Here is a 20,763-nt window from a genome sequence, read left to right as displayed (position 1 = left end):
CCAAAAAGCAGCCTGAAAAGTTTTTGTGCTTTTCAGGCTGCTTTTTTTAACGCGAGTTTGGGATAAAAGTGATTGATAAATTTAAGTAACTTTGCTCCCTCTCCCTTTGGGAGAGGGCTGGGGAGAGGGTTTGTTGGCAAATTGACAGTTACTTATTCCGAGTTCACGTTTTTCATGAATAAAAATGGGGATAAGCTGTGCATAAAAATCATCAAAAATTGCCATTTGGGAGCCAATTTACTTTCAGCCAGCCGAATAATCTTGTGGATAAACTTGTGTACATTCGGTGGATTATTTGATGCGCTGATAACGCCCGCCTGACATCGGCGCAATTTCCCCCAACATTTCCAATTCCAACAAAGCCGCATACACATCGGCAGTGGGCAAATTCAGCTCATTGGCGATGAAATCAGGGTGTGTGGGGGTATGGGCAATTTTTTCCAACACGGGCAAAAGGCGTTTATCCACCAAATTGTCCCCAAAATTATCCACAGTTTTGTCCACAAAGTTATTCAATGGGGGTGTGATTAAAGGTTTTTCAGGCAGCATTTTGGGCGATTTTTCGGGCGATGTAATTTTCTGACACCTTGTGGATAATGCTGTGGATAAAGCTGTTGATGATTTTGCCAACAAACTGGGGCATTCTTGCAAAATGTCTTCCAAACTTTCCACCAATTTAGCCCCTTCTTTAATCAATTTGTGGCAACCTTTGGCGTGTGGATTGTCTATGCTGCTGGGAATTGCCATCACTTCGCGCCCCATTTCACTGGCTTGCCGCGCGGTAATCAGCGAGCCGCTTTCCAATGCCGCCTCCACCACCAATGTCGCGCGTCCCAAAGCGGCAATCAAGCGGTTGCGGCGCGGAAAATTGCCTGCCACAGGGCGCGTTCCCAAAGGAAATTCGGACACGATTGCGCCTTGTTCGGCAATTTGTCGTGCCAAATATTCGTTTTGTGGTGGATAAATGCGGTCTATGCCCGTTCCCCACACGGCAATGGTGCTGCCTGAATGTTGTAATGCCCCCTCGTGGGCGGCGGTGTCTATGCCGCTTGCCATGCCCGAAATAATGGGAATGCCCCGTTCGCTCAACGACAAAGCAAAATCCCGCGCAATCCGCAAAGCCTGCGGTGTGGCGTGGCGGCTGCCCACTATGCTCACCGAAGGTTTGTGCAACAAAGCCACATTGCCACGCACAAACAAAATGGGGGGCGCGGTTAAGCCTTCGGTGAGCATCATTGGGTAATCGTCATCGCACAACAGCAACAGGCGACAATCGGCATGTTGCTCCCACAACAAAGCCGCTTCGGTAGCGGCTTGTGCTTTGTGGGTATCATGCCAATGGGCGGCGGCTTTTTTGCCATTGTGGGCAAGTTGGGCGATTTCGCTGCTGCTGGCGCGCAGGGCTTGGCTGGCTGAACCATAATGTTGAATCAAATTGAGGAAACTTTCCGCGCCAATATGGGGGGTAAGCGCGAGTTGTATCCATGCGTGGCGTTCGGAATCGTGCTGCATAATCCAATGATTTCATGTGGTTTGTGAATATTTGAGCATAGCAAAAAGGCGAAAACGGTGCAATAAGTGGCATTGTGAAAATCGCCCCATTGTTTCAGGCAGCCTGAAAGCAGCCAATTGAAATATTGAGATATTTTTTAGCAAACATGAATGCGAGAATAATTGACAAAAATGAACAGTATCACAACAATAGGCATAAAATTTCAGGCAGCCTGAAAAGTTGAAACAAGGCTTTTTCAGGCTGTTTGAATTAAGATGAGTCAATTTTTAATTTTAGAAGAGAGGCAGTTATGTCAAACTATGCGTGGTTGTGTGATTATACAAATTATTCTGTTGCCAATACTTACGGAATGGCTATGCAGACTGAAGAATTTGATGGTGTAGAGCGGTTTTGGTTATATGAAAAAGAAAAAATAGGTCAAATTAGCAATGAAGAACAGCAAATTTTAGATAATATTCGTATTCCTTATCTCAAATTTTTTGATGCTTGGCAAAATAGGGAGTTGATTAAGCATTTACCTATTAAATTGTTTAAAGAGCCAGATATTAATTATAGTAATTTACCACAAAAAGAAGAAATATTTTTTAGAATAACAGGTGGTTATTTGGTAATGAATGAAAAATTATACAATATTATTTCCCAATTTAATTTAGGTAAAACGCATTTTAGCCAAGTGTATATTTATGATATTCAAAATAAAGAACAACTTTCTGATGTCCCTTATTATTTTATTAATATCGCAGAGACTTTTGAATTTTTAAATTCAAATCATAGTAAAGGCATCAAAGCAAGTCGTTATACCCCTGAAGAGTCATTAAGATATATATGGGGTGTTGAAGATGATAATATTGTTTTATTAGAACAAGTTAAAAATATCAAGATTGATTTATGGCATGATAAAAATTTACATGATTCTTTATTCTTTTCTGATAGACTGGTTCAAGCTTTATTTGATGCAGGGTTTAATCAAAAGCAATTAGGTTTGACTCGTTGTGTTATTAAGTAATTTTTAGCAAGCATAGGGTGGGGGTTCCTATTTGATGAACCAACGCTTGGCAACAAAAGCTGTTTACCGTGAAAAATTACAACGCATGACACCATAGATAAAGTGATTCAATGGCGTAAAACAGGCAAAGTCGGTCAAGACATAACACACATCAATGCCATTACTTTTTTTAATCATTTTATTTTTTAAACATTAAATTAGGTTTATGACGATTACCACAAGAATTGACCCCAAAACAAACGAAGGGGCGGATTTCATATCCGCCCTTTTTTCAATTTATGGTAAACCCAATTTTGCAACGGTTTCAGGCTGCCCACAAAAAATCCCCCAAATGCACACAAACCGCGCGATTTAGGGGATGGGGTTCATTCATCAATTTTTAATGGCGTTTGGCATTGAAACTCAACAAATGCTGTGTGCTTGCCAGCCATGCGCCGCTAATGCCCAAGGCACACACCAACACCAACACCGCGCCAATTTCCCATGGCGTAAACGTGCGCCACGCCAAATTGATGCCATAAGGTTTGAAAATCTGATTGACCAAAGGCTGCGAAACCTGCATCACCCAAGTTGCCAACGCCAAACTGATTGCTGCCGACAGCACACTCTGCCACGCTGCCTGATACAGAAAAGGTCGGCGCACAAAAGACGATGGCGCACCCAATAATTTGGTAATTTCAATTTCTTCTTTGTGGCTCAAAATTTGCAAACGAATGGTGTTGTGCGCCACCAGCACAAATGCCAAACCCAAAGTCGCTGCCAAAAAATAAAACACTTGGTGCAACAAATGGTTGAGTTGATACAAGGTGTGCATCCATTCTCTGTCCATTTGGGTGCTTTCTACCATGGGGTATTTGTCCAAATCGGCTTGCAAAGCGGTAATGGCTTCGGGCGTGTTGTCGGCGGGCATGACCACAAACACATCGGGCAAAGGGTTTTCGTCCAACATGGAAACCACATCTTGACCGTTCATGGCTGCCTGCATTTCTGCCAAGCCCTCTTCTTTGCCCACAAATTTGTTGGATTTGATGCGTTTGTCTTCGGTCAGCAGCTTGCGAATCACATCGGCATCTTGTTCATTGGCATTGGTTTCCAAATAAAGGGTAATTTGTGGCGTTTCATTCAATTTGCTCAACACCGTTTGGCTGCTTTGCACGCCCAAATAAAGCGTAAGTGGCAAAGTCATGGCAATGGCAAGCATTGCCAAAATCAACAATGCGCCAATCGGTTGCTTGAAAAAATAACCTGCGGCGCGTTTGGCACTTTCAATGTGCAAGGAAATGTAGTGCATCATGCGGCGAACCTGCCTTCCTGTAAACGCAAAATACGGTGTCCATAATCCTGCATCAGGGTTTCATCGTGGGCGGAAACGATAACGGTGGTACCCACTTCGTGAAAGGTGCGGAACAATTCCATAATGTCCAAAGCATAGGCTCTGTCCAAATTGGCAGAGGGTTCGTCTGCAATCAACAGGCTGGGCTGGTGTACCACCGCACGGGCTATGCACAAACGCTGTTGTTCGCCACCCGATAGGGTAATGGGGTCTGCCAGTTCACGTCCTGCCAAGCCGACTTTTTCAATGGCAACGCGGGCGCGTTTTTCGGCGGTTTTGCTGTCATAACCAATAATGCGCAGGGGCAACAACACATTTTGCAGCACATTGCGGTCAAACAAGATTTTGTGGTCTTGAAACACAATGCCAATGTGTTGGCGCAAATAGCCCAATTCATTGTCGGAAAGTTTACCCAAATTGTTGTTGTTAATCATTACTTTGCCTGATGATGGCTTGGTAATGCCCGCAATCAATTTTAATATGGTGGATTTGCCTGCGCCCGAATGCCCAGCCACAAAAATCATTTCGCCTTTGTGTATGGTAAAGCTGACGTTTTTGAGGGCTTCAAATCCCCCTGGATAAACTTTGGATACGGATTCAAAGCTAATCATGGGTGTGTGTCCATAAACAATCATTTGGGCGCGATTATACGCGATTGCTTGTTTTCAGGCAGCCTTTTTGCGCGACACAAGAAAGGTGCCACAATTTGTTTGACAACCCATTTGCACAATAATCTGTTTTTTGATTGTGCGATTCTGTATAAAAATGTGGATAAATTCATCAATCAAATGATTTTTATCATCAAAATAAAGTTGATAACCATGTGGATAAGACGGGGATAAAACGTGGATAAACGGTGCATGAATTTTTCAGGCTGCCTGAAAAAGCGAATTTTGCTATAATTTTGCCCTTTAATTTTCCGCCCCGAGATGGATTATGTTGAGCAAAATTCCCTATTTTCAGCAGCATTTGGCACACGATTTAAACCGCGTTAATGCGGTGGTCAATCGCGCCGTACAATCTGATGTCGCCCTGATTTCGCAAATTGGCACCTACATTATTGGCGCAGGCGGCAAGCGTTTGCGTCCCATTTTGACCATCTTGTCGGGCAAATGCTTGGGTTACGATGACGACAAACTCTATTCACTGGCGGCAATGGTGGAATTTATCCACACCTCAACCCTGTTGCACGATGATGTGGTGGACGAAAGCGAATTGCGGCGCGGCAGAAAAACCGCCAACAATCTGTTTGGCAACGCGGCGGCGGTGTTGGTGGGCGACTTTTTGTACACACGCGCATTTCAACTGATGGTGGGTTCAGGCAGCCTGAAAATTCTGGAAGTGATGGCAGATGCCACCAACATCATCGCCGAAGGCGAAGTCATGCAACTGATGAACATTGGCAATGTGGACATTACCGAAGCCCAATACCTGCAAGTGATTCAATACAAAACCGCCAAACTGTTTGAAGCCGCCGCACAAGTGGGCGCGATTTTGGCAGGCGCAACGCCCCAACAAGAACAAGCCCTCAAAGATTTCGGCATGTATATGGGAACGGCATTTCAGATTATTGACGATGTGTTGGATTATTCAGGCAGCGTAGAACAAATCGGCAAAAACGTGGGCGATGATTTGGCAGAAGGCAAACCCACCCTACCGCTCATTTATTTGATGCAACAAGGTTCGCCACAAGCCGCCCAAGACGTTCGCACCGCCTTGCAAAATGCCGACCGTGAATATTTCAGCAAAATTCATCAACACGTTACCGAGTCGGACGCGCTGGCATATTGCACCGCCCAAGCACAACATGCCGTAAACCAAGCCATAGATTGCCTCAAATGGCTGCCTGAAAACGAAGTCCGCACCGCCATGCACCAAATGGCAGAACTGTCGGTGGCACGCGCATCATGATGGGGCAACTCAACCCGATTGCCGTGTTTTTGGTGGCGTTAATCGCCTTGGGCGTATTGGGCAACAACCCGACCATCACCATTTCGGCGGCGGTGCTGTTGCTCATACAGCAAACTTGGTTGGCAAAATATTTACCGCTTGTGGATAAATATGCCTTACAATGGGGGATTATTTTGCTGACCATAGGCGTATTAAGCCCATTGGTGTCGGGCAAAACCAAGCTACCCAACCAGTTTGCCGATTTTGTGAATGTGAAAATGCTGGTGTCCATTACCGTGGGCGTGTTTGTTGCGTGGATAGCAGGACGCGGCATACCCCTAATGGGCGAACAGCCCGTATTGGTAACGGGTTTGCTCATCGGCACGATTTTGGGTGTGGCATTTTTGGGTGGTGTGCCAGTAGGACCTTTAATTGCGGCTGGCATATTGTCGCTGTTTATCGGTAAAATTTGATTTCTCCCGCCATAGTTCAAATGGATAGAACACGCGCCTCCTAAGCGTGAAATACAGGTTCAATTCCTGTTGGTGGGGCAAAATACAGTCAATCCAATATTCAACATCATCATGTGGTGGGCAACTTGTTGCACCCCAATCCATGTTTTATCAGATTTCTACACGAATTAAGCCTAAATTGAAAAAGAGACGGATATGAAATCCGCCCCTACGCCAGCTTAAAAGTGGGTTTTGCAAAGGTTGCTTTATGGCATTTTGCGTGGATAAAATTGCAATACATGTTCATTTTCAGGCAGCACGGTTTTTTTGATGGCGTGTCCGTGCAAAATTTCCACGCTGATTTGCCGCAACGCGCCTTTATCCCACGCATGACGCAATGTTTGCCACGCTTGGTCGGCATTTGCCACGTTTAAGCTGCGCCATAAACCTGTAAATTGCAAATCGTGTTGCAACGTGGCAAAGTTTTCGTAATCCAAATGCAATTGCGCGGTGTCCATAATCGGGTCGTAAAAGCCGTGATGAAACAGCATGTCGCCCACATCGTGCATATCGCGCAATAAAAAATGGGGCGCATCGATGATTTGCCTGATTTCAGGCAGGCTGTCTGCGCCAAAATGGGTGAAAAACAGCAAACCGTCTTTTTGCAAGGCTTGCGACCAATTAGACAAGGTGGCAGGCAAATCATCTGCCCAAACCAAATTCAAATTGCTCCACAACATATCGGCGTGGTGTTCAGGCAGCCTGTCTTGGGGAGATTGGGCGTGTTGGGCGATGTGTTTGCCTGTGATTTTGTGCAACAATCCGTGTTGGCGTTGCGCGGCGGCGTGTTGTAGGCGTTCGGGGTGGGGGTCGTATTCGCTGAATTTGGCTTGTGGATAACGCGCCGCCAGCTTTTGGCGACTGAAATCGCCATCTGCGCCCACCAAAATGATGTGCTTGGGCGTGTGGCGCACAATCGCCAAGCGGCTATCGGCTTGTTCTGCCAAATGATGATGCAGAAAATAAGGCTGGTTGCTCATGATTTGTTTGTTAAAATAATGGATTGAATTGAATTGTAGCAAGGATTAAACCATGAAACACTTTTTGAGTGTATCGGGATTGATGTTGATGATGTTGTCGGCTTGCGCCACGCTGCCTGAAAATGCGGTGCAAGATGATGTTCAGGCAGCCAGCCAAGTCAATCATGATGTGGCAAGCCAAGCCGCCAGCGAAGTATCGCCACCCAGCGTTCAGGCAGCCTCTGATGTGCCAACGGTGGCAGAAAATGGGGAAAATGATGATGTGAAAGTGTTGCCCATCGCCCCGTCCACACCAGCCCCAAATGTCGCCAACGACAAAATCCCCACCCACAACAAAAATCCCAACGAAAAAACCCCCAATGACAAAAACACCAGTCCCACCAAAGTAAACATCACATTACGCAATCAACCCAAAACAGGCGACAACAAAGACAAACCCACCGCCAAATTGCCCAACAAAAACCCCAAAGGCAAAACCCCCAAAATGCCCGCCGTGGTGGTGCAACTGCCACCGCCCAAACCCGCCAAACCCGTTTTAACGCGCCGACAGGTGTTGGAACAGGAAATTGCGCGTGAACGTGCCGCGCTCAAATCGGCACAAAGCCAGCTTGCCGCCGCGCAAAAATCGGGCAACGCCAAGCAAATCGCCAAGCTCAACGCCGCCGTACGCGACCGTGAATTGAACATTCGCGCCATTGAAACGGAAATGAAACGGTAATGTTTCAGGCTGCCTGAACCGTTTCTATGCCCCAAAATGCCTCTGGCACATCGTCATTTTCGTCAAATGCCACCCATTCGTGGCTGCTGGCATCTGCCAAAATGGCGCGAAGCAGCGCGTTGTTGATGGCGTGTCCCGATTTGTGTCCTTCAAACGCGCCAATAATGGGGTAGCCGACAATGTACAAATCGCCAATCGCGTCCAAAATTTTGTGGCGCACAAATTCATCGGGGTAGCGCAAACCGTCTGGGTTCAGCACATCGGTTTCGTCTATCACAATGGCGTTGGTCAAATTGCCACCCAAGCCCAAGCCGTGTTTGCGCATCAATTCCACTTCTTGCATGAAACCAAATGTGCGCGCGCGGGCGATTTCTTCAATATAGCTTTGTTTGGCAAAATCAATTTCAAAACGCGGATTGCTGCGGTTGAACACGGGGTGGTCAAATTCTATGGTTAAGGCTGCCTTAAAACCATTGTGTGGGCTGAATTTGACCCATTTTCCCGTATCATGCACTTCAATTTCTTTGAGTATGCGAATGAATTTTTTGGGGGCGTTTTGTTCCACCACACCTGCCTCTTGCAACAGAAAAATAAAGGGCAGGCTGCTGCCGTCCATAATGGGGATTTCGGGTGCGTCCAATTCTATCAACACATTGTCTATGCCATAGGCTGCCAGCGCGGACATGATGTGTTCTATCGTGCCAACGCGCGTGCCGTTTTCGGTAACCACGGTGGACGATAAGCGCGTGTCGTTGATTAAATGGGGGTGCAATTTCACGATTTCGCCCTGTTCGCCTGTTAAATCGGTGCGGCGAAAGGCAATGCCATAATGCACAGGAGCAGGGTGCAAGGTCAGCGAAACGCGCTCGCCCGAATGCAAACCCACGCCTGTGGCGGTTACGGTTTGTGCCAAAGTGCGTTGTTTCATTTTGGTTTTCCTTTTGAATTGGGTCAATTTGGGGATATGATACCGCATTCAGGCAGCCTGAATGGGGTTTTCCCAAAGATTTGGGTAAATCCTTGTACATGAATTGTGGATAAATGGCTTAATTATTTGTCTTTAAAATGAAAATTGAATTTGCATAAAATTGAGGCAATGTGGGATTTTTCAGGCAGCCTGAAAATGGGAAAATGCGCGTAGGTCGGATACCCGTATCCAACCTACACTTGCTTGAAATATTCATTTATTGACTAGGAGACAGTTATGTCAAATTATGCGTGGTTGTGTGATTATGGTAGTCATGCGGTAGCAAATACTTATGGTATTGTTGTGCAAACACCTGAATTTGATGGTGTTGAGCTTTTCTTTATTAAACAGAAAAAAGAGTGCCATACCATAACAGATGATGAAATGAAAATTTTAGAAACCATTGAGGAAACAGATACCAAATTTTGGCGCGCTTGGAAAAATTATGAATTGATTCCACAACCAGAAATGCCAATTAAGTTATTTAAAAAACCAGATATTAATTACAGTAATTTACCGCAAAAAGACGAAATATTTTTTAGCATAACAGGCGGTTATTTGGTAATGAATGAAAAACCATACAATATTATTTCTCAATTTAATTTAGGTAAAACCCATTTTAGTCAAGTTTTTATTTATGATATAGAAACCAAAAAACAACTTTCTGACGTACCTTATTATTTTATTAATATTGCAGAGACTTTTGAATTTTTAAATTCAAATCATAGTAAAGGCATCAAAGCAAGTCGTTATACCCCTGAAGAGCCATTAAGATATATATGGGGTGTTGAAGATGATAATATTGTTTTATTAGAACAAGTTAAAAATATCAAGATTGATTTATGGCATGATAAAAATTTACATGATTCTTTATTCTTTTCTGATAGACTGGTGCAAGCCTTATTTGATGCAGGCTTTAATCAAAAGCAATTGGGTTTGTCTCGTTGTGTTATCCAACAAGCGTAGTTGCGTAGGGTGTGTCGTGCGCACCCAAATTCCCACAATATTTTCATTTTTCGTGAAAATTGGGTGCGCACGGCGCACCCTACATTTTGCCGTCCGCTAGGACTTTCAGGCAGCCTGAAACATCACACAAACCCCACCGCGCCTTTGGTGCCTTCTTTCATGGCGCATTCGGCTTGCAGGGCTTTGAGCAGGTCTTGGGCGTTGGCAAAGGGCTTGATACGCGCTTGTTTTGCCAACACGGCAAAATCGCCTGCCGCCACGTTTTTCAAACGCACCAATTCCGCTTGCAAATGATGAATGCCGCCCGACAAATCCAACCCCATTTTCTCGGCATGGGCGCGAAACAATGCCCATGCCTGTTCGCTGCGTAAATAACCAAATTCAATTTTGAAATCAAAACGGCGCAAAGCGGCTTGGTCTAGGTTGTGCATCAAGTTGGTGCTGGCAACAAAAATACCGTTGTAGCTTTCCATTTGCGTGAGCATTTCATTGACATGGCTCACTTCCCAACTTTGGCGCGCGCCGCGTCTGTCTTGCAAAAAGCTGTCCACTTCGTCAAACACCAATACGGCATTTTCGGCTTGGGCTTCCTCAAAGGCGGCGGCAATGCGCTGTTCGGTTTCGCCCACATATTTATCGAGCAAATCGGAGGCGCGTTTGTAGATGATGCGTTTGTCGGCTTGTTGCGCCAACCATGCGGCATAGGCGGATTTGCCCGTGCCTGCCGCACCATACAAACACAGGCTGCCGCGCCCTGCTTTTGCCATGCCTTGTGCAATGGCGTTGAGGTCTTGTTTGCTGTTTACCCATTCTATGTTGTAAATTTCAGGCAGCTTGCTTTGGCTTTGCAGGGGCTGGAAATTGCCTTGTGCATACAGGGTGTTTTTGAGCAGGGTGCGGAACAGTTCGCCTTGTTGTTCAGGCTGCCAATCGTGCATGTTTTGGGTAACTTTGTGGGCTTGTTTCAAAATGGCTGGCACAAGCGCATCATGTTCTGCCAAACCTTGAATTTGCGATTCGCTGTAAAAATCTTGGGTAAAGCCGCGTATCATTTCGGCACGAATGCGTGCAGGTGGGGCTTTCATCTCAATCACCATGTCAAAACGGCGAATCACAGACGGGTCTATCAAATGCACTTGATTGCAAATCCACACGGTTGGCACGGGGTTGTTTTCCAAATGGCGGTTGAGCCACGCTTTGTTGAGCGAAAAGCTGCGTTGTGAGCGGTCAAACACGTCTTCCACTTCATCAAACATGAGCATCACGTTTTGCCCCGATAAAATGCTTTGTGCCATGCGTAAAGCGTTCAGTCGGTCATCGCGGTCGGCTGGGTCGCCGTCTTCGTCTTCCCATGAAATTTCAAACAATTCTACGCCAACTGCTTGGCTCAATACGCGGGTAAATTCGGTTTTGCCCACGCCTGCCGCACCGTGCAGCAGAATGTTGCAGCCAGCTTGTTGGGTGGCAAAAGCGTGTTTGGTGTGTTGCAAGGCGGCTTCGCCCAACACGCCCAAATGGGCAAAATCGTTCATGCTCAATTCGGTGGTGGGGGCTGCCTGAATGTGGGCTTTGAGCATATCCACAGGCGAAAGCCGCTCTTTCATCATCAATTCGGCAAATTTGTTGGAGAGCATGTCAATTTTGCCGCGCAGATAATATTCGTTGTTGCTGTCCAAGCTCAACAAGCCCACTGTTTTGAGTGTGGCTCGGTGATGAAATGCCGCCACAATCTCATTTTCAGGCAGCCTTAACAACACCGACAACGCATGACACGCCCCCGAATCGTCCAATTCGCCCAAATTGGCGGCAAAGCGCGTGAGCAAATTTTGGCTGTGCAACAACACGCAAAACGTGAGCAAACGCATTTCCACCTGATTCAAATGAAACAAATTTGCCCATTGTGCCACATTGTCGCGCAAGATTTTGGGAATGCAGTTTGCCCACACGATTTCAAAATCATTTTGGGCAAACCAATCTTCGGCATACCATTTAATGTGTTCACGCGCCTCGGTGGGGGAATAGGGGTTTTCGGCATCAAACCACAAATCGGCACCCAAATATTTGGCGATGAGTGTGCTGTCAAAGCCTTCGCTGCCCACAAAATGCTTTTGTCCGTCCAAAGTGTAGAGAATGTCCCACAAAAAAGTGGTAAACAGGGGTTTTAATTGTTCGTTTAAGTTTGGCATTTGTTTTTCTTTCTTTTTGATTTTCAATGTATTATTGGCAACACAAGCATTATAACGCAAATTGTACTGGTTTTTTTGTGAACTTGCGTTTCAGGCTGCCTGAAACGGTGCAAAATCGCGTATTTATCCACAGTTGCATTTTGTTTGGCAGATTTTATCCACAATCATGCACAAGCTATTGTTCAGGCAGCCTGAATCTTATCCACAGATTCAATCCGCAAATAAAATTTTGTTTTTGCAAATGAAATCAACTTACCCACAGCCACATTACCCAATCATAAAACATCATAATCTTTTTATATTTTAAAAATAAGATTCTTTTATTTTTGGACAAATTAAATGGCACAAATCATTCCACAAAATTTTTACCCCGAAACACACGCACCGCATTACCGCGTTCCAGTTGATAAAGCTGACTGTGCTGGTGTTGGGCATAATCTTGATTTTGCAGCGATAAATGTTCTGCTAATTTGAATGCCAACAATTCACGCGCCCGTTTTTTATTGGCGTGTTGGCTGCGTTCACTTTCCACGCGCACCGACAAACCTGTGGATAAATGCACCGCGCGTACCGCACTTTCCGTTTTATTGACGTGCTGACCACCCTTGCCACCCGCTCGGCACGTTTCAAAGCGGATTTCATCGTTTTCAGGCAGCGTGGGCATTTCAGGCAGCCGCGACACCGCCACGAACCAATTTTTACGCAAATGCTGTGGACGAAACGGACTGGGGCAAATCCATTGCAGCGTGCCAAGCCAACGCGCCGCAAATTCATCGGCACGGCTGCCTGAAACCGCCAACACCGCCGACAACAAACCATATTTGCTGGGCGTTTCGCTGATGATTTCGGTGGATAAGTCGTGTTGTGCGGCTTCGCGGCAAATTTTGTGGAAAACGTGTTTGGCGAAAAATTGGCATTCGGCTGGCGATTGCCCTGTGGATAATTGTAAATAAATCATAATATTCCTGTGTTTAAAAATTTTTCAGGCTGCCTTTCAAAATATGGACAGAAACCGTTATTGTGCCAGTATTTCACGCCCTCTCCCTGAGGGAGAGGGCTGGGGAGAGGGAAAAAGTGCCACAAACTCAACGGTTTTACCCTCTCCCTAACCCTCTCCCACAAGGAGAGGGGACGAGATTTGTGGCACATTGAAAATTTTTGTCGTGTATTGAAAGGCTGCCTGAAACATCATTTGCGTTTCATTTTTGGGCGAAACGAGTGTTTCACATCAAAACCTTTGTTTTCAATTTTGTTTTTGTCGGGAACAGGCGGACTGGTTTCCTGCTCGCTGCGAAGTTGTCCCAAATAGGCGGAAATTTCCTGCCAAACCACATTCTCGTCCACATAAATACCCAATGAAACCAGTTGCGGATTGACATAGTAGCTATCCACTTCATTCCAATGCCAATGATGTTTTTCTAGAATAAGCATGAGCGGTACATGATGATATGTCGCCATGCCATAACGCAAGCGCGTAATCGTTGTAAGAAAATAATCATGTGTTGTGTGCCATTGATTTTTTGTTGGCATGGCATATTCTTTGCCATTATTGAAACGCACAATCGGCACGATTTTTTTATTATGGCGAACACGGCTGTGGACAGTTTCTATATCCGATGTTGTGTAAACTTCCTGCCCTGTATAAAAAAGCCAAGTATGCCAATTTCCGACAAATAAATGTGCCAGACCCACGCAATCGCCATATTCAGCCTGCCATTCATCAGGTAAAGCAGGGAATTTGTGGATAATTGTGCCATTTTGATTACGGCGGTCAAAAACCAACAAAGGGTCTTCGCCATAAATCCCGACCAAATAATCGTAATAATCTTTGAATTTACTGATGATTTTCATATTTTTTCTTTCAGGCTGCCTGAAACGTAGGGTGCAACTTGTTGCACCAAATTCAACATCATTCGGAAAATGGTGCAACAAGTTGCACCCTACAATGTGGATAACTAACAGCATTCCCCAGCCGTTTTGTAGGTCAAAACAGGCTTAAACCGCGCCACCAATTCAATCAAACCAAAATCCAACATCGCCGCAATCACATCGTCAATGTTTTTGTAGGCTTGTGGGGCTTCTTCGTAAATCAATGATTTGTCTTCGCAAACCACCACGCTGCCAAAATGCGTTTGGCGCAAATTATCCACAGAATATTTGTGCGACAAACGCCCTTTGCATTCGCTGCGTTGCCATTTTCGCCCTGCGCCATGTGCCAATGAAAACAAAGATTTGGCGCAATTATCCACAATCGGTTTCACCCAATAGCTGTAATCGCCACGCGACCCTGGAATGACCACCAAGCCACAATCCGAAGGTGTTGCGCCTTTGCGGTGTAGCCAGCCTGTTTGATTATCCAATTGGATTTGTTGCAAAAAATTGTGATGAACGTCCAGCAAACGCACACCGTCTGTGCCCCAACGCGCCAACATGCGTTCAGCAACCAACTGGCGATTGGTGTGGGCAAATTGCAACGCAAAATCGTGTTGTGCCAAATAATCAAGGGCTTGTGGCGTGTTTTCGGCTAAACCAGCGTGGCTGAATTTTTCCACATGGTCGCGCAAAATCGCTTGCCCCAAACCGCGTGAACCGCTATGCACCAGCAGTTGCAGGCATTTGGGATTGAAATTTTCTGGCAATAAATCAGGCAGATAAATTTTGTCCACAGCTTGCAATTCGGCAAAATGGTTGCCGCCGCCAATAGTCCCCAATGCTTGTGGATAAGTGCAGTTGGGGATAAGTTCGGCAATGCGTTCTGCCCAAGTGTCGTTTAAAGGCGCGTCAATATTGCCCAACTGTTTGACTAATTTGGGTAATTTGATTTTGTGCACAGGCAAATCGGTTTGCCAAAATGCCATGCCGCAACCGATGTCGTTGCCAATCAGGGCGGGATAAAAATGCCCCACGCTGAAAAATGCTGCACCAATCGGATAACCGCGCCCTGCGTGCAAATCGGGCATGGCTGCCACGCGCTGAATGTGTGGCATTTGGGCGGTGCGTTCTAATTGTTGAATGGCGTTGCCTTCAATCCAAGTGTTTGAATTTTGAATGATTGTAATGGAATTGCCCATTGTGAATGACTTTCTGTTTTTTTCCACAAGACGTGTTTCAGGCTGCCTGAAAAATAACGGCATCGCAAAGAAAAATGAATTGTGGATAATTTTAAAAAGAAAGCAGTCCCAAAACGGACAATCAGAAAGATTTAAACGGCATTGTCCGCTTTTGAGCTGCGTGTTTGAATTTGGATAGATTGTTGATTTTGCATGATGTTATCCTTTCGTAAACGCAATGTGTTGAAAAATGAAACCGCATTGTGCCAAAAAATCGCTTTTGCCAGCAAGCAAAATCGTTTTCAGGCAGCCTGAAAACGCAAAAATGGCGCATTTTGTGATTTTTATGCCACAAAATGCGCTGTGTTTTGTTCCATTTAGCGTGAAATGTGCATGTTGTAGCTTGCGCCAGCCGATGTGGTGCAAGTACCAGTGCCAACGGTTTCGCTGTTCATGGTGTAATTGCAGTTGATGTAGCGACCCATAGAGCCTGTGCCATTGGCTTTGCCCGAGCGTGAGTTGAGTGTGCGCGTGGCATCGCCTGTGAAACTTTCTGCGCCAATTTGGGCGCGGAATGTGCCGTGTCCTGTGTGGGTAATGGATACGGTTGCGCTGCCTGCACCTGCGTTTTGGGCGGCGGTGTTATTGGGATACAAACGCGCGTTTAACACGGTTTCTTGTGGAGAGGCTGGGCTTTGGGCAACTGGCGTTTGTACCACTTGTGAGCCGCTGCTCATGGGCACAACATAACACGCGCTCAATGCGATGGCGGTTGCGCTGGCTAAAATCAGGTTTTTCATGGTGTTTCCTTTAACGTTGTGGGTTTTGAATCACGATTTGACTATTGGGGGCGGGTTGAACAACATAGCATGCGTTCAAGCCCACCACACATGCCAATAATGTGGCATAGCGAATGGTTTTGTTCATGTGGATAAGTCCTGTGGTTGAAAAGAGTGATTATCCTAGCACAAAAAAATCACATCAACACCACGGCAAACGTTTTTTAACCTAATTGTGCGTATAATTTTGTGTGGATTTTGGGGTGGCAAAAAGCCCCATCTATTCGCGTTTTGGCTGCCTGAAAAATGTTTTTTGGGTATTCGCTGGACGCGCAGTCCTTTCAGGCAGCCTGAAAGTCAGTTTGCCTGATTTTTTTAACTGGGGGTGAGTCATCGTTCGTGGCGCGTATTGATTTTGTTGCAAAAACGACAAATTCAAGGCAAAAATGCAAGTCAGGTTACACACCTGACGCGCATTTTTAACGCAGAAGTTGGCGATTTTTGCGACAAAAGCAAACGTGAAACGGATGATGATTCACCCCTTTGATACTAAGGAACAGATTATGTGCGGTATCGTAGGCGCAATCCGCGCCAATCAAAATGTGGTTGAATTTCTCACAGACGGCTTGAAACGTCTGGAATATCGCGGCTATGACTCATCGGGCATTGCCGTGCTTGCCGAAGACAAAATCAAACGCGTGCGCCGTGTCGGTCGCGTGGCAAACATGGAAGCCGCCGCGCAAGAAAAAGGCGTGGTCGGCAAAATCGGCATTGGGCACACTCGCTGGGCAACCCACGGCGGCGTTACCGAACCCAACGCCCACCCCCATATTTCAGGCGGCAAAATTGCGGTGGTGCACAACGGCATCATTGAAAATTTTGAAGCCGAACGCGCCCGTTTAAGCGCATTGGGCTACGAATTTGAATCGCAAACCGACACCGAAGTCATTTCCCACAGCGTGCGCCATGAATACGACCAAAATGGTGGCGATTTGTTTGCGGCGGTTCAGGCAGCCTGCAAACGTTTTCACGGCGCATACGCCATTGCCGTGATTGCCCAAGACAATTCTGAAAACATGGTGGTGGCACGCATGGGTTGCCCGCTTTTGGTGGCTTTGGGCGAAGACGAAACCTTTATCGCCTCCGATGTGTCAGCCGTGATTGCGTTTACGCGCCAAATCACCTATTTGGAAGATGGCGACATTGCCCTGTTACAGGCAGGCGGCTTTGTGCAATGTGTGGATAAATCGGGCGCAGCCGTGCAACGCGAAATCAAAACATCGGGTTTGTCGCTCGCGTCTTTGGAATTGGGCGGCTACAACCATTTCATGCAAAAAGAAATCCACGAACAGCCCCGCGCCGTAGCCGATACCGCCGAAGTGTTTTTGGACGGTGGTTTTATCCCCGAAAATTTTGGCAAAAATGCCGCCCAAGTGTTTCAAGACATTGACAGCATCAAAATTTTGGCTTGCGGCACATCGTATTACGCTGCCTTAACGGGCAAATATTGGTTGGAATCCATCGCCAAAATCCCCACCGATGTGGAAATCGCCAGCGAATACCGCTACCGCGATGTCATCGCCAACCCCAAACAGTTGATTATCACCATTTCCCAATCAGGCGAAACTTTGGATACGATGGAGGCGTTGAAATTTGCCCAAGCGCAAGGTCATCAACACAGCTTATCCATTTGCAATGTGATGGAATCAGCCCTGCCACGCAACAGCGAATTGGTGTTGTACACCCGTGCTGGGGCAGAAATTGGCGTGGCTTCCACCAAAGCATTTACCACGCAACTGGTTGTTTTGTTTGGGTTGTCTGTAACTTTGGGCAGAATGCGCGGCACCATTTCCGATGAAAAACTGGCAAGCTACACCCAAGAGTTGCGCGAACTTTCAGGCAGCATTCAGCACGTTTTGAACCTTGAACCGCAAATCGCAGCGTGGGCGCAAAAATTCGCCAAAAAATCCAGCGCATTGTTTTTGGGTCGCGGCATTCACTACCCCATTGCTTTGGAAGGCGCATTGAAATTGAAAGAAATCACCTACATTCATGCCGAAGCCTATCCTGCTGGTGAATTGAAGCACGGCCCCCTCGCTTTGGTTGATGAAAATATGCCGATTGTGGTGATTGCACCGCACGATGGTTTGTTGGACAAAGTGAAAGCGAACATGCAGGAAGTGTCGGCACGCGGTGGCGAATTGTTTGTGTTCACCGATTTGGACAGCGATTACACCAGCAACAGCGACACCATTCATGTGATTCGCACGCCACGTCATGTTGGCACTTTGTCGCCGATTGTGCATACGATTCCCGTGCAGTTGTTGTCGTATCACGCGGCTTTGGCGCGTGGCACCGATGTGGACAAACCGCGCAATTTGGCAAAATCGGTTACGGTGGAATAAGGTTTCAGGCAGCCTGAAAATGGGGCGGGGGTTTTCAGGCTGCCTGAAAAAACATTTTCACAAAAAAAATTGACAAAACAAACCAATATCATCATAATGCCAACCTTTAAGCGTTCCGCAAAGTGTGCGGAACATTTTTTAATCCCATTCTCATGGAGTTGAGTATGTACGCGGTCGTAAAAACTGGCGGTAAACAATACAAAGTTACCGTTGGCGAGAAATTAAAAGTAGAACAGATACCTGCCGAACTCGACAGCCAAATCGAACTGACCGAAGTTTTGATGATTGCTGACGGCGAAAACGTAAAAGTAGGTGCGCCTACTGTTGCAGGTGCAAAAGTGGTAGCCAAAGTTGTGGCTCATGGTCGTGGCGAGAAAGTACGCATTTTCAAAATGCGCCGCCGCAAACACTACCAAAAACGTCAAGGTCATCGCCAAAATTTCACGCAAATTGAAATCGTGTCTATTGGCTAATTAAACTAAATTCAGGAGTATAAACAATGGCAAGTAAAAAAGCTGGCGGTAGCACCCGCAATGGTCGCGATTCAGAAGCCAAACGCTTGGGCGTGAAAGCCTACGGCAACGAATTGATTCCCGCAGGTTCCATTATTGTTCGCCAACGCGGCACCAAATTCCACGCAGGCAACAATGTGGGCATGGGTAAAGACCACACTTTGTTCGCCAAAGTTGATGGCTATGTGGAATTTGCCACCAAAGGCGCTTTGAACCGCAAAACCGTGAGCATTCGCCCCTACGAAGGCGCAGAAAACTAATCTGCTCTGTTGATTCAAAACCTGTTGATGATTTCATTGGCAGGTTTTTTGCTGCCTGAAAGAAAATCCCATGAAAGCCCTTTATATTCATTTGCATGATGAGACTGATGAATTGCCCAGCACGTTTCAAGCGGCTTGGCTGAACAATTTGCAACTGGCACAATTATCTATTACGGAAAAAATCAATGCCACTTATTTGTACACCGTTGAATCGGGCAGCTACGACATTGTTTTTGTGAGCCAAAATATTGTGCGTTTGGCTTCGCGCCCTGCTTTACGCAATTGGTTGCGTGTGTTGCGCCCCAAAGGTCGCTTGTTTTTATTGGGCAAAATGGACGATTTTCTGGAAAGTTGCCTTGTTTACATTGCGCCTTTGAGTGAAGATGTGGATTTTGCTTCGCCCAATTTTGTGTGTGTGCGGAAAAAGGCATTTGTGCCGCCTTTGCTTACGTTGATGAAACAGGCTGCCATTGCACAATCGCAAAACAGCCATGCGGAGGCTTTGTTGCTGTTGCAGTTGGTTTTGTTGGCGTATCCTGATGAAATAGTGGGGCATCAGTTTTTGGCTTTGTATTATGAGCGCATGAATTGGTTGCCACAAGCCATTGAAATACAAAATATTTCCGCCCAGCAATTCCCCAATAATTTGATGGCACAATTGGGTCGTTTGCTGACTTATTTGGCGCATGGCGATTATGCTCGGGGCTTTCAGTTGCGCGATGAGTATTGTCGCCGATATTTGCCCAAAATGCGCCGTTGTCATGCTTATCCTGCTCCGCCTGATGCGTTTGACGCGCTGTATTGGTGTGGCGAAAATCTGGCTGGGAAAACCTTTGTGGTGTGGAGCGAATTTGGTTTGGGCGATGAAATCATGTTTACCCAGTTGGCGCATTATCTGAAACACGTTGCCAAAGTGGGCAAATTGATTTGGGTGGTGCAACCGCCCATTGTGTCGCTGGTGCAAACCCATGCCGATATTGATGAGGTGGTGAGCGCGAAAGTGGCTGCCGATGTGGTGGCGCATTTGGATTATTGGGCGTTTCCGCATGATTTGTTGGTGCATTTCAGGCAGCCTTTTGAGACGATTCCGAAAACCATGCCGTATTTGTCGGCAAATGTGGATAAGGTGCGGCATTTTGCGGCTTTAACGCGCTCGGAGAAAAAGTGCAAAGTGGGCTTGGCATGGCGTGGCGACCCCAATCATGAAAACGATGCTTATCGTTCGGTTCATCAGGTGGCTATGCTCAATGTGTTGGTGGACGGCATGGACGATGTTCAATTTTATTGCGTGCAAAAGGAATTGAATGAGCGCGAACGTGCGTGGCTGGCAGAAAAGGGCATTCCGCATTTGGGCGATGAATTGGGCGATTTTGCCGATACGGCTGCTTTGTTGGCAAACATGGATAAGGTGATTTCGGTGGATACGTCTATTGTGCATGTGGCGGGGGCGTTGAATTTGCCCACTTTTGTGTTGTTGCCTTATGTTTACGATTGGCGTTGGGGTGTGCCTTTGAGCCGCAATTTGTGGTATCCCAACACGCGCAAATTTCAGTTGTCGTATCCCAGTGCGCCGTGGTATGAGGCTTTGGTGGCGGTGCGCCAAGCCTTGCGCGATGAGCTGGATTCGTGATTTCAGGCTGCCTGAATGGTTTTTCAGGCGGCTTTTTTAATTGTTTTATCAAACAA

20 protein-coding genes, 1 tRNA gene and 2 pseudogenes are annotated in these 20,763 nt (G+C 46.4%); 10 read left to right on the top strand and 13 right to left on the bottom strand.

Annotation, left to right across the window (positions count from 1 at the left end):
* Positions 1 to 81: 81 nt before the first annotated feature.
* The 3 genes and pseudogenes from H3L97_RS02620 to dprA all read right to left on the bottom strand — a co-directional run.
* A complete protein-coding gene (locus H3L97_RS02620) occupies positions 82 to 225 on the bottom strand; it encodes a hypothetical protein (RefSeq protein WP_179655882.1) in 144 nt (47 codons plus the stop codon).
* Positions 226 to 291: 66 nt separating this feature from the next.
* Positions 292 to 438 (bottom strand): annotated as a pseudogene (locus H3L97_RS12170) (DprA-like winged helix domain-containing protein); the annotation flags it as partial.
* Between the two features lie 189 nt (positions 439 to 627).
* Positions 628 to 1,512, bottom strand: a pseudogene (gene dprA, locus H3L97_RS02615) (DNA-processing protein DprA); the annotation flags it as partial.
* A 290-nt stretch (positions 1,513 to 1,802) separates the two neighbouring features.
* Here dprA and H3L97_RS02610 point away from each other — a divergent pair.
* Complete coding sequence (locus H3L97_RS02610; RefSeq protein WP_097114915.1) at positions 1,803 to 2,519, top strand: imm11 family protein; 717 nt, start codon at positions 1,803 to 1,805, stop codon at positions 2,517 to 2,519.
* A 379-nt stretch (positions 2,520 to 2,898) separates the two neighbouring features.
* Here the strand turns inward: H3L97_RS02610 and ftsX are convergent, their stop codons facing one another.
* Entirely contained in the window at positions 2,899 to 3,813 is a 915-nt protein-coding gene (gene ftsX, locus H3L97_RS02605; RefSeq protein WP_097114914.1) for a permease-like cell division protein FtsX, read from the bottom strand.
* Positions 3,810 to 4,463, bottom strand: coding sequence for a cell division ATP-binding protein FtsE (locus H3L97_RS02600; RefSeq protein ID WP_097114929.1), 654 nt, complete (start codon positions 4,461 to 4,463; stop codon positions 3,810 to 3,812). Before H3L97_RS02600 ends, ftsX begins: the two co-directional genes overlap by 4 nt.
* Positions 4,464 to 4,788: 325 nt before the next feature.
* Here H3L97_RS02600 and H3L97_RS02595 point away from each other — a divergent pair, with 325 nt between their 5' ends.
* From H3L97_RS02595 to H3L97_RS02585, 3 genes are all read left to right on the top strand, one after another.
* On the top strand, positions 4,789 to 5,763 hold the full coding sequence (locus H3L97_RS02595) for a polyprenyl synthetase family protein (protein WP_097114913.1): 975 nt from the start codon (positions 4,789 to 4,791) through the stop codon (positions 5,761 to 5,763).
* The gene (locus tag H3L97_RS02590) at positions 5,763 to 6,215 is read left to right on the top strand and encodes a DUF441 domain-containing protein (protein WP_218839696.1); all 453 of its coding nucleotides are present in this window, start codon (positions 5,763 to 5,765) and stop codon (positions 6,213 to 6,215) included. The genes H3L97_RS02595 and H3L97_RS02590 overlap by 1 nt, the downstream gene beginning before the upstream one ends.
* Positions 6,216 to 6,220: 5 nt before the next feature.
* Positions 6,221 to 6,293: transfer RNA gene (locus tag H3L97_RS02585), tRNA-Arg, on the top strand.
* A gap of 167 nt (positions 6,294 to 6,460) precedes the next feature.
* Here the strand turns inward: H3L97_RS02585 and H3L97_RS02580 are convergent.
* Positions 6,461 to 7,234 carry a methyltransferase domain-containing protein gene (locus H3L97_RS02580; protein WP_097114911.1) on the bottom strand — a complete coding sequence of 258 codons (774 nt, stop codon included), beginning with the start codon at positions 7,232 to 7,234 and terminating at the stop codon, positions 6,461 to 6,463.
* Between the two features lie 52 nt (positions 7,235 to 7,286).
* Between H3L97_RS02580 and H3L97_RS02575 the strand changes: the two genes are divergently transcribed.
* Positions 7,287 to 7,952: a hypothetical protein gene (locus H3L97_RS02575; RefSeq protein ID WP_097114910.1), complete on the top strand. Its 666-nt coding sequence runs from the start codon at positions 7,287 to 7,289 to the stop codon at positions 7,950 to 7,952.
* A 4-nt stretch (positions 7,953 to 7,956) separates the two neighbouring features.
* Here H3L97_RS02575 and lpxC read toward each other — a convergent pair whose 3' ends face one another.
* The gene (lpxC, locus tag H3L97_RS02570; protein ID WP_097114909.1) at positions 7,957 to 8,880 is read right to left on the bottom strand and encodes a UDP-3-O-acyl-N-acetylglucosamine deacetylase; all 924 of its coding nucleotides are present in this window, start codon (positions 8,878 to 8,880) and stop codon (positions 7,957 to 7,959) included.
* A 276-nt stretch (positions 8,881 to 9,156) separates the two neighbouring features.
* Here lpxC and H3L97_RS02565 point away from each other — a divergent pair, with 276 nt between their 5' ends.
* The gene (locus tag H3L97_RS02565) at positions 9,157 to 9,885 is read left to right on the top strand and encodes a hypothetical protein (protein ID WP_097114908.1); all 729 of its coding nucleotides are present in this window, start codon (positions 9,157 to 9,159) and stop codon (positions 9,883 to 9,885) included.
* 122 nt (positions 9,886 to 10,007) lie between these two features.
* Here the strand turns inward: H3L97_RS02565 and H3L97_RS02560 are convergent, their stop codons facing one another.
* From H3L97_RS02560 to H3L97_RS02540, 5 genes are all read right to left on the bottom strand, one after another.
* On the bottom strand, positions 10,008 to 12,071 hold the full coding sequence (locus H3L97_RS02560; RefSeq protein WP_097114928.1) for an AAA family ATPase: 2,064 nt from the start codon (positions 12,069 to 12,071) through the stop codon (positions 10,008 to 10,010).
* Between the two features lie 349 nt (positions 12,072 to 12,420).
* Entirely contained in the window at positions 12,421 to 13,029 is a 609-nt protein-coding gene (gene prfH, locus H3L97_RS02555; protein ID WP_097114906.1) for a peptide chain release factor H, read from the bottom strand.
* Positions 13,030 to 13,259: 230 nt separating this feature from the next.
* The gene (locus H3L97_RS02550) at positions 13,260 to 14,036 is read right to left on the bottom strand and encodes a hypothetical protein (RefSeq protein ID WP_143269189.1); all 777 of its coding nucleotides are present in this window, start codon (positions 14,034 to 14,036) and stop codon (positions 13,260 to 13,262) included.
* Complete coding sequence (locus H3L97_RS02545; RefSeq protein WP_097114904.1) at positions 14,027 to 15,142, bottom strand: RNA ligase RtcB family protein; 1,116 nt, start codon at positions 15,140 to 15,142, stop codon at positions 14,027 to 14,029. Before H3L97_RS02545 ends, H3L97_RS02550 begins: the two co-directional genes overlap by 10 nt.
* Positions 15,143 to 15,498: 356 nt before the next feature.
* Positions 15,499 to 15,921, bottom strand: coding sequence for a hypothetical protein (locus tag H3L97_RS02540; RefSeq protein WP_097114903.1), 423 nt, complete (start codon positions 15,919 to 15,921; stop codon positions 15,499 to 15,501).
* A gap of 542 nt (positions 15,922 to 16,463) precedes the next feature.
* Here H3L97_RS02540 and glmS point away from each other — a divergent pair.
* A complete protein-coding gene (glmS, locus tag H3L97_RS02535) occupies positions 16,464 to 18,305 on the top strand; it encodes a glutamine--fructose-6-phosphate transaminase (isomerizing) (protein ID WP_097114902.1) in 1,842 nt (613 codons plus the stop codon).
* On the opposite strand, the gene H3L97_RS02530 is transcribed toward glmS, so the two are convergent.
* The gene (locus tag H3L97_RS02530; protein WP_179655881.1) at positions 18,233 to 18,400 is read right to left on the bottom strand and encodes a hypothetical protein; all 168 of its coding nucleotides are present in this window, start codon (positions 18,398 to 18,400) and stop codon (positions 18,233 to 18,235) included. The genes glmS and H3L97_RS02530 overlap by 73 nt on opposite strands.
* Before the next feature lie 69 nt (positions 18,401 to 18,469).
* Here H3L97_RS02530 and rplU point away from each other — a divergent pair, with 69 nt between their 5' ends.
* The 3 genes from rplU to H3L97_RS02515 all read left to right on the top strand — a co-directional run bounded on the left by rplU (position 18,470) and on the right by H3L97_RS02515 (position 20,707).
* Positions 18,470 to 18,778: a 50S ribosomal protein L21 gene (gene rplU, locus H3L97_RS02525; protein ID WP_097114901.1), complete on the top strand. Its 309-nt coding sequence runs from the start codon at positions 18,470 to 18,472 to the stop codon at positions 18,776 to 18,778.
* A 26-nt stretch (positions 18,779 to 18,804) separates the two neighbouring features.
* Positions 18,805 to 19,077, top strand: coding sequence for a 50S ribosomal protein L27 (rpmA, locus tag H3L97_RS02520; protein ID WP_094576637.1), 273 nt, complete (start codon positions 18,805 to 18,807; stop codon positions 19,075 to 19,077).
* Between the two features lie 70 nt (positions 19,078 to 19,147).
* Positions 19,148 to 20,707 (top strand): glycosyltransferase family protein, encoded by a 1,560-nt coding sequence (locus tag H3L97_RS02515; protein ID WP_097114900.1) that lies wholly within the window; start codon positions 19,148 to 19,150, stop codon positions 20,705 to 20,707.
* The last annotated feature ends 56 nt before the right edge of the window (positions 20,708 to 20,763 follow it).

Origin of the sequence: Alysiella filiformis, from assembly GCF_014054525.1 — a bacterium.
GTDB lineage: Bacteria > Pseudomonadota > Gammaproteobacteria > Burkholderiales > Neisseriaceae > Simonsiella > Simonsiella filiformis.
This window is presented reverse-complemented; position numbering and strand designations above follow the sequence as displayed.

Coding starts and splice junctions, on each gene's coding strand:
- ftsX (WP_097114914.1), bottom strand. CDS start 3,813: ATGATGCACTACATTTCCTTGCACATTGAAAGTGCCAAACGCGCCGCA.
- H3L97_RS02580 (WP_097114911.1), bottom strand. CDS start 7,234: ATGAGCAACCAGCCTTATTTTCTGCATCATCATTTGGCAGAACAAGCC.
- lpxC (WP_097114909.1), bottom strand. CDS start 8,880: ATGAAACAACGCACTTTGGCACAAACCGTAACCGCCACAGGCGTGGGT.
- prfH (WP_097114906.1), bottom strand. CDS start 13,029: ATGATTTATTTACAATTATCCACAGGGCAATCGCCAGCCGAATGCCAA.
- H3L97_RS02515 (WP_097114900.1), top strand. CDS start 19,148: ATGAAAGCCCTTTATATTCATTTGCATGATGAGACTGATGAATTGCCC.
- H3L97_RS02530 (WP_179655881.1), bottom strand. CDS start 18,400: ATGATGATATTGGTTTGTTTTGTCAATTTTTTTTGTGAAAATGTTTTT.
- H3L97_RS02620 (WP_179655882.1), bottom strand. CDS start 225: ATGGCAATTTTTGATGATTTTTATGCACAGCTTATCCCCATTTTTATT.
- H3L97_RS02540 (WP_097114903.1), bottom strand. CDS start 15,921: ATGAAAAACCTGATTTTAGCCAGCGCAACCGCCATCGCATTGAGCGCG.
- H3L97_RS02595 (WP_097114913.1), top strand. CDS start 4,789: ATGTTGAGCAAAATTCCCTATTTTCAGCAGCATTTGGCACACGATTTA.
- H3L97_RS02590 (WP_218839696.1), top strand. CDS start 5,763: ATGGGGCAACTCAACCCGATTGCCGTGTTTTTGGTGGCGTTAATCGCC.
- H3L97_RS02560 (WP_097114928.1), bottom strand. CDS start 12,071: ATGCCAAACTTAAACGAACAATTAAAACCCCTGTTTACCACTTTTTTG.
- H3L97_RS02600 (WP_097114929.1), bottom strand. CDS start 4,463: ATGATTAGCTTTGAATCCGTATCCAAAGTTTATCCAGGGGGATTTGAA.
- rpmA (WP_094576637.1), top strand. CDS start 18,805: ATGGCAAGTAAAAAAGCTGGCGGTAGCACCCGCAATGGTCGCGATTCA.
- H3L97_RS02550 (WP_143269189.1), bottom strand. CDS start 14,036: ATGCTGTTAGTTATCCACATTGTAGGGTGCAACTTGTTGCACCATTTT.
- glmS (WP_097114902.1), top strand. CDS start 16,464: ATGTGCGGTATCGTAGGCGCAATCCGCGCCAATCAAAATGTGGTTGAA.
- H3L97_RS02565 (WP_097114908.1), top strand. CDS start 9,157: ATGTCAAATTATGCGTGGTTGTGTGATTATGGTAGTCATGCGGTAGCA.
- H3L97_RS02545 (WP_097114904.1), bottom strand. CDS start 15,142: ATGGGCAATTCCATTACAATCATTCAAAATTCAAACACTTGGATTGAA.
- rplU (WP_097114901.1), top strand. CDS start 18,470: ATGTACGCGGTCGTAAAAACTGGCGGTAAACAATACAAAGTTACCGTT.
- H3L97_RS02610 (WP_097114915.1), top strand. CDS start 1,803: ATGTCAAACTATGCGTGGTTGTGTGATTATACAAATTATTCTGTTGCC.
- H3L97_RS02575 (WP_097114910.1), top strand. CDS start 7,287: ATGAAACACTTTTTGAGTGTATCGGGATTGATGTTGATGATGTTGTCG.